Genomic DNA, 12,139 nt, shown 5'->3' on the forward strand with positions numbered 1-12,139 from the left:
AGCATTAATTAGCCGTTTTGAATGCTGGTGTGTTTAGAAAAGTACCGACTGCTAACAAGGTCATTGCTCGTATCACAGCGTGAAAGCTGACTCGGGAATTTTCCCTATTGAAGCGGCCTACCGAGGCGGGTTACAGTATCGAAAGCCTCTCATCTGTTGTGCGAACAGATGGTGCGAAAGGAATGCTCACCTTGAGGTAAAACGGGTTTCTTTAACTCAACTTGACGTAACTGATATGTTGCATATATCCAGCCCCCCTTTTCCTCCCGCCACCTTGCTGATTACAGCTATGGTGGGGGTTTTCAAGGGGGAAGAAAGATGAGTCGGGGAGATGGAAGCAAGCTGAAACTGATGGTAGTCGATGACGAACCCGACAACTTGGATTTATTGTACCGGACGTTTCGACGCGACTTTCAGGTTTACAAAGCAGATAGCGCGCTCAGCGCCCTGGAAGTTCTAGACGAACAGGGCGAGATGGCGGTGATTATATCTGACCAGCGGATGCCAGAAATGAATGGCACCGAGTTTTTGGGGAAAACAGTCGAGCGATTTCCCGATACGATTCGGATTCTGCTAACGGGATACACCGATGTTGAAGATTTGGTTGAGGCCATCAACTCAGGTCAAGTTTTCAAATACATCACCAAACCGTGGAATCCAGAAGAACTCAAATTGGTGATCAATCAAGCCTCAGAAACTTACAAATACTACAAGCAGCGCAGCGTTGCATTGCGCCGCGCTTTACGCAAGGAATCTCTTTTCAATGAGGTAATGAGCGTCATTCGCGGGTCGCTAGATTACTCTAGTATGGTACAAACTATTGTTCAAACCGTAGGTCAAACTTTTGAGGCCAACTATTGTATGCTGCGGCCGGTAGAGAGCGATCGACTATTGCCGAGTACCTTCCCCTACCAAGCCCACACCGACGATGCCAGTACCTTTTCTTTTGATGAAAATTTGCTGGTTCAAGCTGTAGCCACCCGCCAAACTCAAGTGAACTCAAACAGTGGGGGGCATGGTAACTCGGTTGAGATTGCCGTGCCCCTGACTTACCAGCAAGAATTGCTGGCGGTACTGGCTTTGTGCCAGATTGGCGGCACTAACCCTTGGTCGGCAGAAGATATAGAGTTAATAGAAGGTGTAGCAGCTCAAGCTGCTCTCGCCCTGTCTCAAGCTAAGCTCTACCAGCGCACTCTGGATTTAGCCAAGCAGATGCAAAACGAGTTGGAAGTGGCTCGCCAAATCCAAACAAACTTGTTGCGCCAAAGTTGGCCGGATTTTGAAACTGTCAGGGTGCAAGCTTGCTGCTATCCCGCGCGGGAAGTTGGCGGCGACTTTTTTGAAGTCTACGTCCACTCCCAAGGCGATATTTGGATAGCGGTGGGAGATGTTTCGGGTAAGGGAGTTCCGGCTGCTCTATTTATGGCGAGCGCGATTTCGGTGATGCGGCGGGAACTTTCCCAAGAAGTTTCTCCCGAACCCGAGCGTGTTATGCACAATATGAATAGCAGTATGTCTGACGACCTGATCGGGAACAACCATTTTATTACAATGGTTGTAGCTCGTTACACTCCGTCAACGGGACACCTCGCGTTTGCTAATGCCGGTCACATTTATCCGATCGTTTGGTCTCACTCGGAGGTGAAAGCTCAAGCCGCTAGCGGTAAAACGCCAGCCGAGCCGAATTTCCTGAAAGCTCGTGGCATTCCTTTGGGGATACTACCAGTTTGGAGAGGCAAAGCAGGTACGATCGAATTAAAGTCAGGAGATGTATTTCTGCTGACGAGTGACGGAATTACTGAAGCGAGCGTGACCACTGAAGCGGTCGCAGGGGGTGTACCAACCCGTTCTATGCTACAACAAGAAGGGCTTTGGCAACTCTTGATTCAGGAACCTGGTTCTTTCAACTTGGACAATTTGTTGGCTCACATCCGAGCCGACAATCCCGTTCAGGAAGACGACCAAACCATACTCTCTCTGGAGGTTCTTTGAATCTGTCAGCTACTCCCGGCGCATAGTCGGGGGTGAGAGCCGAAAAAACTTAAGCCCTGCTGGTTGACGGCCCACAGAGTAGTCCTGCAAAGGACGGCGTTATCGTCAACAGTAAAAAACCTAGCCGGCGATGGCGCAGCTAGTTTCCTGAATCGCTTTCCTGGGGGATTAAACACCTGTAAAAGGTTAACGTAGAAGGCATTCGTGAGAAAAAACCAACGCTTAAAAGCCAAGGATTGAAACACAGATTTTTTATACCTCGCTGCTTGCAGTCTCGGTATAATTATCAATTGTTAATGGGCTTTAGGCCCATAACTAAAGTTTTCAAATATACTCTTAACCTCTGCCTTCTACCGAATCATGAATGCCTGATTTTTAAACAGAAAAGGCTGTTATCCCCCGAATAGCGACAAGTATTGAGGCCGAATCCATTCGGCGCGTCGTGTTTCATACCTGGTGTGAAGACACAGGGTTTTCAAACTTACGGGATTTTTTTATGAATACTGAGCTTCATGTGCCAAGCGACTTGCGATTTTTAACAATTGTTGAAAATTGGTTGCTGAGCAGTTTGGAAGTAGAGCTAGGAGAGCACGTCGATTGGCCACGTCAGTCGAATCGTTTGCGCTTGGTGTTAGCAGAAGCCTATTCTAACGTGATCCGCCATGCTCACAAAGATCAACCCAATTTGCCCGTGTTAATTCGTTTGAATTTAAAAAATAGGGATATTGGTTTAGAAATTTGGGATTACGGTAAAGGTTACGAAATGGATACTTACAATCCCCCGAGGCCGGAAGCTAAACAGGAAAGCGGCTACGGCTGGCTGATTATGAGCAGACTTATGGATCGGGTGGACTACACTTTGCAAATAGACGGTCGCAACTGTCTAAAGTTGGAAGCCAGTTTGCCGGAAAAATCTTAATTAGTGCTTAGTCATTAGTCATGAGTGATTAGTGATTGGCCATGCACTTTTTGACTCGCTTTGGCTGTCTGTCGCACGCTGCGGTGACAGCCACTTTGTCGTTCCGTATCGTCGGCCCAACGCCAGACTGTAAGATTGTAGGAATACAGTCCCGATCGCACAAATACCGAAGAAACGGGATTTTTATACCGTGAGTGGCACTTCACCAAAGATTTGCATAAAAACCCGGTTTCTGCCTCATTCTTGCCAGAAAAAGCCGATTAACCTGTCGATCGCACGATTTTAGCTATTACGTGCGATCGACAGGTCAAACCAAAATAGGCAATTTAAATGTGAAACACCTTATCAAACATCTTATTTCTTATGTGACCGCAGATTTAGCAACTCTTGGGGAGAAGCTAACAGTTTGACGGTGACAGAAAGGAGTTTTTGGTCAGAATTGAGCAAGAACAGCCATCCGACATTAACACCAAATGCGGGAGTTTGCACCCGGCCGCTGACCTGAACTTCTACCTGGCCATCTTCTAAAATTTGGCTGACACCTTGCTGGGGTTCTAGCTGCATTCCTCGTGCTTCTTTTTTGAGATAAGTGGCGATCGAGATGTTGCCAATAATTGGCTCTTCAAACGGCGCGTGCAGAACCCCATCCTCGGCAAATAAATTAGCCGTCGCTTCAAAATCGCCCGCGTTTAAAGTTTCAAAATATTGCAGTATCCCTGGCATTGTGATGCCTGGAATCTTTATAGAGCTAGTTAAAATAGGTCGAGTTGTTGCGGTCATAAAACAAGTGATTTCAAATGAATGAGTATACTGTAATCATTCTCTTTGTCGCAGCAAATCCCTCAAAAGATATAAGTAGGGGTAGGAAAATAATTCTCCGAAAAAAGGAGGAACCGGGAACCGGAGAGCGTCGAGCGCAGCTTTCAAAGCGATCGACCAAAATCAATACTACTGTCAAAAAATACCAGTGTAGCCAAGCTGCAAACCCTGATACCATCAGTCATTTTCCATCCTTCAATTCTTGAAGATAAAATTTAAAATCTAAAATCTAAAATCTAAAATGATAGAAACCCAGACACCTAATGGCATCTGGGTTTCTGGGCAAGCCTGTTTAACAGAGCCAACAAGAAGATTCTATTGGCGGATCAAATTGAGCAATTCCTTAGGAGATGCCAACAAGTCGATCGCCACAAAGAAAATTTGACCTTGGGGATCTAACAAAAACCGCCACGCGATGTTCATTCCCACATTCGCGCCGAACCAGGGAGTTTCGACTTTGCCGGTGACTTTCACTTGGCGGTAGCCATCTTCTGCGGGTTCCGATACGCCTTGCTGGGGCATCATTTTCAGTCCGATGCACTCTTCCCGCATATAGTTGAGGATAGCTTCGCGACCGACGATCGGCTTTTGGAAAGGTGGTTGCAGGGCACCTTCTTCGGCAAATAAACCGATGGCTGGGGTGAAGTCGAAGGCGTTCATGTAGTCGATGTAGTTGAGGACAGTCTGCTCGCTGATACCCTCAATTTTGGTTTTCACCCGCTCTTCTGGAGCGGTGGGAGTGCTGCGGGGGGCTGAGCGTTTGCCGTACTCTTGGCTAAAAGCAGGGTCATAGCCCATGTTAACTACGGTGTTGCGAAGTACGGTAATTTGCTGACTGGGATCTAGTTTCTTGATGGTTTCTAGAACTGTGGTGGCTTCGGGAGACATTTGATAGCCAGCGGGGATCGGAGCGACAAGGCCCTGTTTCATCAACTGTCCCAACTCGTACCAGAAACCGAGTTTGGTGTTGACGCGCAAGGAAGTGTAAATCCGGCCGATCGTTGTGTCGGCGTTGCTGGCTAGGTCAAACATGGTTTTGCTTTGAGCAGCCGGCGACATTAGCTTGATTTCGCTCAGTATGCCTTCAACAAGCGCCATGCTGGCTACTCCGGGAGCTGCTGGGGTGATGGAAATACCCATTTCGGTGTAGGCATACCAGAGCAAGGCTAGTTGGTCTTCAACGCTGAGTTTGTAAAATGCTTCGGTGGTAGCCGGAACAGCGCTAGCAATCTCCATGTTGGAGAAAATAGATTGAGCTGATTGAATACTAACTGCCATGTGTATGCTGTGGGATTTGTGGTTGTAGCGAGCTACTGGAGTTAGGAAACGTCAAGCTCCCTTGATTAAATTATGTAACGTTTTGTTAAAAATTGCAAATATAAATTACATATAGCTGACTTATAAAATTATGATGAATGGTTTGGTAAATTGCGATCGCCGTCACTAGATTGTGCGCGGAATTAGTTTATTTAGGAAACCGATCGTTAAAAATTGCTTTATGTATCATATAAAATCAAAATAGTCAATACAAAAGGTAAATATTTACCTGATATCAAATGAAAGCGCCAAGTAGCAGCATTTTGGTGAAGCAAAAAGCCCTTGAGTTGGGATTTCACAAAGTCGGGATAGCCTCAAAAGACGCGGATTTCGATCTAGAAAAACAACGATTGCAGGCTTGGCTGGACAAGGGTTATCAGGCGGATATGGCATGGATGGCCAACCCAAAGCGGCAGGATATTCAATTGGTGATGCCAGAGGTGCAGTCCTTAATATGTGTCGCCATCAACTACTACACGCCTCACCAACGCCCCCCGAATCCCCCTTTGGAGGGGAGGGTCGAGCCAGGGGTCGAATATGCCAAAATCTCTCGCTACGGCTGGGGAAGGGATTATCACAAAATCCTGCACAAAAAACTGAAGGTTTTGGCAAATTGGGTGCGATCGCAAGGCGAGGGAATTGAAGCGCGGTATTATGCTGATACCGGGCCGATTCAAGATAAAATGTGGGCGCAGCGTGCAGGGATTGGCTGGATTGCCAAAAATGGTAATGTAATTTCGCGCGAATACGGTTCTTGGGTGTTTTTGGGAGAAATCTTGACTAATTTGGAGTTAGCGCCCGATGAACCCCATACGGAACATTGCGGTACTTGCACTCGCTGCATTGAGGCGTGTCCGACGGGGGCAATTACTGAGCCTTTTGTGGTGAATGCCGATCGATGTATAGCCTATCACACGATCGAGAATCGAGCCGAAAAATTGCCCGACGAAATTGCATCTAATTTACAAGGTTGGGTAGCAGGCTGCGACATTTGTCAGGATGTTTGTCCTTGGAATCAGCGATTTGCTAAACCAACTGATGTTGAAGAGTTTGAGCCTTATCCTGAAAATATAGCGCCGACACTTGCAGAATTAGCGGACATTTCCGACGAGGAATGGAACCGCAGATTTACCGCTTCGGCGCTGCGGCGCATTAAACCCGAAATGCTGCGGCGAAATGCCAAAGCCAATCAAATTAACCCTTAAAAGTTGAGATGTTCGTCAGGGTGCTTAGGGGGCACCTTACCCTATAGATAATACCCCTAGGGTATTTACGGAGCGCCAATAGTCAATATATTATGCAGTAAGTCATTCCCCATCTAAAATCTAAAATCTAAAATCTAAAACGGAGCGCCAATAGTCAATACATTATACAGTAAGTCCTTCCCATCTAAAATCTAAAATCTAAAATCTAAAATCTAAAATCTAAAATTTTATGCTCCCCCGTTCCTTATTTGCTATTGTCCAATGACCAAAGTAATTATTTTTGATTTTGACGGTACTTTAGCAGATACAATCGATATTCTTCTGAGCATCACTAACCGTTTGTCAGTAGAATTAGGTTTTAAATCGGCGACCAAAGAGCAAATCGCTCAACTGAGCAATTTAACTTCTTGGCAACTCCTTCAGTATTCGGGCATTTCTATCTTCAAATTCCCGCTGTTGATTAGAATGTTGAAAGCAGAGTTACGCAGTGAAATTCCCAATATTAAATTATTTCCGGGAATTAAAGAAGTTTTACTCGCTCTAACAAAACTGGGCTTTCAACTGGGCATTATCACATCTAATTCCCGTGAAAATGTCTTGGCCTCGCTGGAAACAAATGGTTTGCAAGACACTTTCACCTTTATTTACTCTGGTTCAACTTTTGGCAAACATAAAGTTATTAATAGCTGGCTAAAAACAGAACATATAAATCCTCAACAAGTCGTTTATGTGGGAGATGAGATTAGAGATATTGAAGCGGCTCGAAAAACAGGAATTAAGGTAATTGCTGTAGCTTGGGGTTTTAATTCTCAGGAGGCTTTGGCTGCACACAATCCCGATTTTTTGATTAAACGCCCCCAGGAATTGATAGAGATTATGAATAATTTGTGGGAAGTGTAAACTGAAATTGCAAAAAGTAAGACTCGTCGGTTGAAATCTCTTCTACCCAAACTCTCGTTCCAACAGAGAGGGACTAAAGAATAAAAGGGGTATAAAAGCCTGATTTGTTATCAGCCACAGTCCCTAGTATCATCTCTGCGAGTAAATTATGTTACTCTCCTTCGCCCCGTTTCAGTGCTGCTAAAACTGCTTGCTGGCTAACTGCTTGGTAGATTTTGCTAAAATGCTGCTTGAGTGCGTCAGAGGCGGGCGAGGATTTGCTAGCGGTTCCTTTTCCGTCGGTTGCGAGGGGAATTGGGCCTAAGATATCTAATACTGTCTCGCTGCTGGGCGGCGGTACAATAACTACTAAAGATGATTCTAGCTGCTGATTGTATTCCCAAAAGCGATCGACCTTTGGCAATTTAGAATTCGCTGTGGGGGAATTTTCGCCGGAGTTGAGTTGGGAATTTTCCTCTCCTTGCGTACCTCGTCTTTGACGAAGTGCTGTCAAGATTTGCTCTTTGGTTCTCCCCCGCAGTTGAAAGAGTACGAAGGGGTCTTCGCTGAAGCGATCGCCCAATAAGTAGTATACTGCACTGATGTGTTTGCAAGGGTTTTTGGGGTCAGGACAGCTACAGCGCGATCGAATATCAGATAAGCTTAACGGAAATAGCGTTTTGCCTGCTGCTGCAAATACATCTTCAATATTGTGCGGCATTTCTCCTGCTAAGAGTTTAGCTGAAAAAACTGCTCTTTGCGACATATTTTCAATCACATAATCCCAATCTTCATCAGTCAATGTATCCAGTCCTAAAGAAACTTGATAGGGTTTTGGATCGGTTCCTTGAACTATGGCAATTACTTCTTGATTGGGAAATTTAATGCTAAGAACTTTACCTTCGCGCGCGTACTGCCAGCCACGTTCTAAGCGCTTTTTGAAGCGGTAGGTATTGATTAAATCTAACCACTGTTGTGTCCACCATTCTCTGTCAATCATAAGCCGAAGGAAGAAGGAAGAAGGAAGAAGGAAGAAGGAAGAAAGCTTTAGTTATCGTCGCGAGAGAAGGAAGGAGGAAGAAGGAAGAAAGCTTTAGTTATCGTCGCGAGAGAAGGAAGGAGGAAGAAAGCTTTAGTTATCGTCGCGAGAGTCAGAAACCGGGTTTTTTACGAAAAAACAGGACTATAACCTTTAATCCTGGTAGAAAACCCGGTTTCTGTGGTCAGAGTGCGTAATTCCTCTGATGGTTGAGAACTAAAGTCCTCACTCGAAACCGAAGAAAATTAAGCACATTATTCTTCTTCCGTTTCTATGATAGCATTGCGATCGAGGATTAGTAAATTCCGAAGTTGGTCTGTATCTAGCTCGGTGAGCCAGTTTTCGCCGGCGCTGACAACTTGTTCGGCTAGAGCTTTTTTGCTTTCGATCATATCGTGTATTTTCTCCTCTAACGTGCCAGTGCAGACAAATTTATGAACTTGCACGTTGCGAGTTTGACCGATACGAAATACGCGGTCAGTTGCCTGATTTTCTACTGCGGGATTCCACCATCTGTCATAGTGAAAAACGTGGGTGGCTCTGGTTAGGTTCAAACCTGTGCCGCCTGCTTTTAAAGATAAAATCATAATCGGCGGGCCTTGGGGGTCGTGCTGGAAGCGATCGATCATTTCTTCCCGCTGCTGTTGCCGAATTCCTCCGTACAAGAACAAAACTTCTCGCCCTAAATGCTGTTCTAGATGCGGTTTCAGGAGTTTTCCCCATTCGGCAAATTGAGTAAAAATTAAAGCCCGATCGCCCTCAGCGAGCACCTCTTCTAACATTTCCACCAACCGCTGCAATTTGCCCGATTCCTGACTCTTAATCTCCAATTCTTTCGGCTTAGCTTCTGCTTTCACAAGTGCTGGATGGTTGCAAAGCTGCTTGAGTTTTACCAGCAAGGCCAGAATCATTCCTCGGCGCTGAATGCCTTCTGCTGATTCTAATTCCGCTATTGACTCTTCGACTATTTTCTGATATAATACCGCCTGTTGAGCCGCCAGCCCACAAAATACAGTCATCTCCTGTTTTTCGGGCAAATCTTGGATGATTTCTTTGTCAGTTTTCAGGCGGCGGAGGATGAAAGGCCGAACGAGCGATCGCAAAGTCTGCAAAGATTCCCTATCTCCGTATTTCTCGATCGGAATTGCAAATCGGCGCTGAAAGAAATTGCGCGGCCCCAAATAGCCAGGATTCAGAAATTCTAAAATTGACCACAATTCTTGCAGTCTATTTTCCACCGGAGTTCCTGTCAGCGCAATTCTAAAAGATGCCTCGATTTGCCGCACCGCTTGCGACTGCTTCGCCTCGGAATTTTTAATATTTTGCGCTTCATCTAAAACCAATCCTTGCCATTTAATGGCTTGAAATTCCTTCGCATCGCGAAACACCAGGGCATAACTGGTAATTATTAAATCCTTTCGTTTAATTTCAGCCGCAAATGCTTTGCCTTTAGCGCGCTTGTCTCCGTGGTGAACTAACACTTTTAGCGTCGGTCCAAATTTCTTGACTTCGCGCTCCCAATTGCCCAATACCGATGTCGGACAAACCAGTAATGTTGGCGCTTCTAGAGAATCTTGTTCCTGTAAGTGCACGAGGAAAGCAATTAGCTCGATGGTCTTCCCCAATCCCATATCGTCCGCGAGACAAGCACCCAAACCCCAGCGTTCTAAGAATGCTAACCAGCCTGCTCCTAGGGCTTGATAAGGCCGCAATTGTCCTCGGAAAGTAGCCGGAGTTGCGATCGCACTTACCGCTTGATTATCGCTCAAAGTATTCAACAATTCCTGAAGTTGACCCGTAGCCTCAAAATTCACTACAGGCAATTTTTCGATCATCTGAGTATCGCCCGACGCCAAACGCAAAGCATCCTCCAAAGAAAGAGTCATTTGCTCTTTGCGACTGGCAAAAAAAGTTTGAGCCGCTTTCACATCGGGCGCGCGCAACTCCACCCACTCGCCGTTAATTTCCACCAAAGGCGAATTCAACGCAGTCAATCTGTCAAATTCTGCCTTAGAAAGGCGCTGTCCGCCGATCGTCAATTCCCACTTAAAATTTAGCAGACTTTGCAATCCCAACCCACCTTTCGCCGGAGTCACTTTCGGAGTTTCCGCTTGAATGCTCAAGCCCAAACGACTCGCCCAACCATCTGTCTTTGTCAAACTCGGCGGCAAAACTACGCCCAACCCGCTATCAGCAAACCGCCAAGCTACAGACTTAATAAACTCGTAAGCTTGTAGCGGATTTAATTGGCAAGATTGAGGCCGCTGTGCTTGCAAACTCGGTTCAATTAACGGATAAAGTTTCGAGGCTAAACCCAAGCCGCTGAGCAAAGTTTCTTGAGGCAATTCTATTGTCCGCCCCGCATAAGCCAAACGCTCGACAGAGTTGTTCCAAACAGTTGTCGCGTCTACCAAAAATTCGGTTTCATCTGCTGCTTGCAAGCAATAATTTAAATTCCAGTTGGCTTTACCGGGCGCTGGTGGTATGAGTTGAAAGCAAGTGCGAAATTGACTTTGTTGAGATAATTGATTTTGCAGCGGTGCAGTCCAAGCACTCAGCTTGGTTGCCAAGTTTTCCAATGCTGCTGTTTCTACTTGCACAATCCCAGATTCCTGCTGCAAAGCTTGCAGCCAGTCGCGCACAGGAGAAACTGTTTTTATCTCTAAAGTAGAGCTACCAGCCGTTAGCGCAGCCCTCGAAGAGGATCGCACTTGACTATCTACAATACTACTCAAAAAGCCTAACACCAATTCCTCCGCCCCCATCGGCAAATCCACCGCTAAAGGCAATTGACTGGATTCTTCTTCCTTTTCCCCTCTTCCTTCTTTTTTTTCCCCTCTTCCTTCTTCCTTCTTCCCTCTTCCTTCTTCCTTCTTCCCTCTTCCTTCTTCCTTCTTCCTGACATCCCTTACATCCGTTACATCCGTTACAGAATCCGTTGCCGAACTTCCTTCTTCCTTCGATTGATATGTTCTGCAAGCCGTCGGCATTTGCTTGACAAAAGTGGCGAGGCGGAGTGTATCTGTAGAACTATCTAACAACGGTTGCCATTTGGCAATAGCAGAACCGTCCGACTGTTTCTCCAATCCAGGCAAAAATTTGCATCTTGCCAACAAATCCAAACTCCACCTAGCAATATGAGACCAAAAACGCAAATCTGAGCCGACAAAAGAGTCTGGTTCCGTGCTGTTAAGCGGTAGTGATTGCAAGAAAACAAAAGCTGCTTGAGGGTTGAGACAAAAACCCTCGACTTGCCAGGGATAAAGGTAAATTTCCTCGGTTTTTGCCGGTTCCTCAAGTGCTGCGGCTGAGTGCTGCGGCATCAGATTTGCGTTCGATTCTGAGATTTGGGTGGGAAGTGCGATCGCCCGAATTTCCCTTTTAATTGAGGAGTTTGGGGGGGGGATTTCTGCGTTTTGACTTTTGGGCGAGCGCCGAGTTTTTTTGCTTTTTTCCGGTTGATTTTCGGCGGTTTCCGGTAATTGCCAATCCAGTTTTCCCGACTGCTGCAAGGAATTTAGGAAAGTCTTAAATTCAGCTTCGGTCATTGCTAAGGGATGCTGTAGATTTATCCCCGCTGTGGTGTCAATCGCCCCAAATTTTCGCCAAGTTTCTCCCCAAATAAATAAGCAACTTTTCTCATTGTCAAGTAGCCAACTGCCGTGTAAAATTGCCATCTTTTTTACCCTGATATTTTTATTTATTTGCGAGGTTGACTACAGCATTTATCTGGGATTTATGAATATTTTTTTTAACAAACAAAGGATATTTTGAGCCAGACAGGAATTAGGTAGAACCTGTATATGTAGGGTGCGCCCTAACCACCTTACGGCTTATTCCCTGTCCTAGATAACTAAATCCTTCTTCCTTCTTCCTTCAACGTCCCAATTCCCAAATGAAAATTCATAGTACCATCTATGGAAGGCGTTTAGCGGGCGATCGACCGGAGAATCGACCCCAGACTGCAAA

Annotated in this window: 8 protein-coding genes; 4 read left to right on the forward strand and 4 right to left on the reverse strand. The window is 45.8% G+C overall.

The features are described from left to right. The first annotated feature begins 318 nt into the window (after nucleotides 1-318). Both QUA62_RS12510 and QUA62_RS12515 read left to right on the forward strand, forming a co-directional pair. Nucleotides 319-1,992 carry a SpoIIE family protein phosphatase gene (locus tag QUA62_RS12510; protein WP_333287874.1) on the forward strand — a complete coding sequence of 558 codons (1,674 nt, stop codon included), beginning with the start codon at nucleotides 319-321 and terminating at the stop codon, nucleotides 1,990-1,992. Nucleotides 1,993-2,488: 496 nt separating this feature from the next. After that, nucleotides 2,489-2,911 carry an ATP-binding protein gene (locus QUA62_RS12515; RefSeq protein WP_006633914.1) on the forward strand — a complete coding sequence of 141 codons (423 nt, stop codon included), beginning with the start codon at nucleotides 2,489-2,491 and terminating at the stop codon, nucleotides 2,909-2,911. 354 nt (nucleotides 2,912-3,265) lie between these two features. Here the strand turns inward: QUA62_RS12515 and QUA62_RS12520 are convergent, their stop codons facing one another. Then, on the reverse strand, nucleotides 3,266-3,691 hold the full coding sequence (locus QUA62_RS12520; protein ID WP_333287872.1) for a nuclear transport factor 2 family protein: 426 nt from the start codon (nucleotides 3,689-3,691) through the stop codon (nucleotides 3,266-3,268). 354 nt (nucleotides 3,692-4,045) lie between these two features. After that, nucleotides 4,046-5,008: an orange carotenoid protein N-terminal domain-containing protein gene (locus QUA62_RS12525; RefSeq protein ID WP_333404347.1), complete on the reverse strand. Its 963-nt coding sequence runs from the start codon at nucleotides 5,006-5,008 to the stop codon at nucleotides 4,046-4,048. 278 nt (nucleotides 5,009-5,286) lie between these two features. Between QUA62_RS12525 and queG the strand changes: the two genes are divergently transcribed. Together queG and QUA62_RS12535 are read left to right on the forward strand one after the other, a co-directional pair. Beyond that, nucleotides 5,287-6,252, forward strand: a complete 966-nt coding sequence (gene queG, locus QUA62_RS12530) for a tRNA epoxyqueuosine(34) reductase QueG (protein WP_333404349.1) — start codon at nucleotides 5,287-5,289, stop codon at nucleotides 6,250-6,252. A gap of 261 nt (nucleotides 6,253-6,513) precedes the next feature. After that, entirely contained in the window at nucleotides 6,514-7,152 is a 639-nt protein-coding gene (locus QUA62_RS12535; RefSeq protein ID WP_333404351.1) for an HAD-IA family hydrolase, read from the forward strand. 151 nt (nucleotides 7,153-7,303) lie between these two features. Here the strand turns inward: QUA62_RS12535 and QUA62_RS12540 are convergent, their stop codons facing one another. Both QUA62_RS12540 and QUA62_RS12545 read right to left on the reverse strand, forming a co-directional pair. Continuing rightward, nucleotides 7,304-8,131 carry an SWIM zinc finger family protein gene (locus QUA62_RS12540; RefSeq protein WP_333404353.1) on the reverse strand — a complete coding sequence of 276 codons (828 nt, stop codon included), beginning with the start codon at nucleotides 8,129-8,131 and terminating at the stop codon, nucleotides 7,304-7,306. A 293-nt stretch (nucleotides 8,132-8,424) separates the two neighbouring features. Continuing rightward, nucleotides 8,425-11,847: a DEAD/DEAH box helicase gene (locus QUA62_RS12545; RefSeq protein ID WP_333404355.1), complete on the reverse strand. Its 3,423-nt coding sequence runs from the start codon at nucleotides 11,845-11,847 to the stop codon at nucleotides 8,425-8,427. Nucleotides 11,848-12,139 lie beyond the last annotated feature (292 nt).

Source organism: Microcoleus sp. MON1_C1 (genome assembly GCF_036701945.1).
Classification (GTDB): Bacteria; Cyanobacteriota; Cyanobacteriia; order Cyanobacteriales; family Microcoleaceae; genus Microcoleus.

Excerpts from the sequence above, each read along its gene's own strand:
- QUA62_RS12510 (WP_333287874.1), top strand. The coding sequence starts at position 319 with ATGAGTCGGGGAGATGGAAGCAAGCTGAAACTGATGGTAGTCGATGAC.
- QUA62_RS12515 (WP_006633914.1), top strand. The coding sequence starts at position 2,489 with ATGAATACTGAGCTTCATGTGCCAAGCGACTTGCGATTTTTAACAATT.
- QUA62_RS12520 (WP_333287872.1), bottom strand. The coding sequence starts at position 3,691 with ATGACCGCAACAACTCGACCTATTTTAACTAGCTCTATAAAGATTCCA.
- QUA62_RS12525 (WP_333404347.1), bottom strand. The coding sequence starts at position 5,008 with ATGGCAGTTAGTATTCAATCAGCTCAATCTATTTTCTCCAACATGGAG.
- queG (WP_333404349.1), top strand. The coding sequence starts at position 5,287 with ATGAAAGCGCCAAGTAGCAGCATTTTGGTGAAGCAAAAAGCCCTTGAG.
- QUA62_RS12535 (WP_333404351.1), top strand. The coding sequence starts at position 6,514 with ATGACCAAAGTAATTATTTTTGATTTTGACGGTACTTTAGCAGATACA.
- QUA62_RS12540 (WP_333404353.1), bottom strand. The coding sequence starts at position 8,131 with ATGATTGACAGAGAATGGTGGACACAACAGTGGTTAGATTTAATCAAT.
- QUA62_RS12545 (WP_333404355.1), bottom strand. The coding sequence starts at position 11,847 with ATGGCAATTTTACACGGCAGTTGGCTACTTGACAATGAGAAAAGTTGC.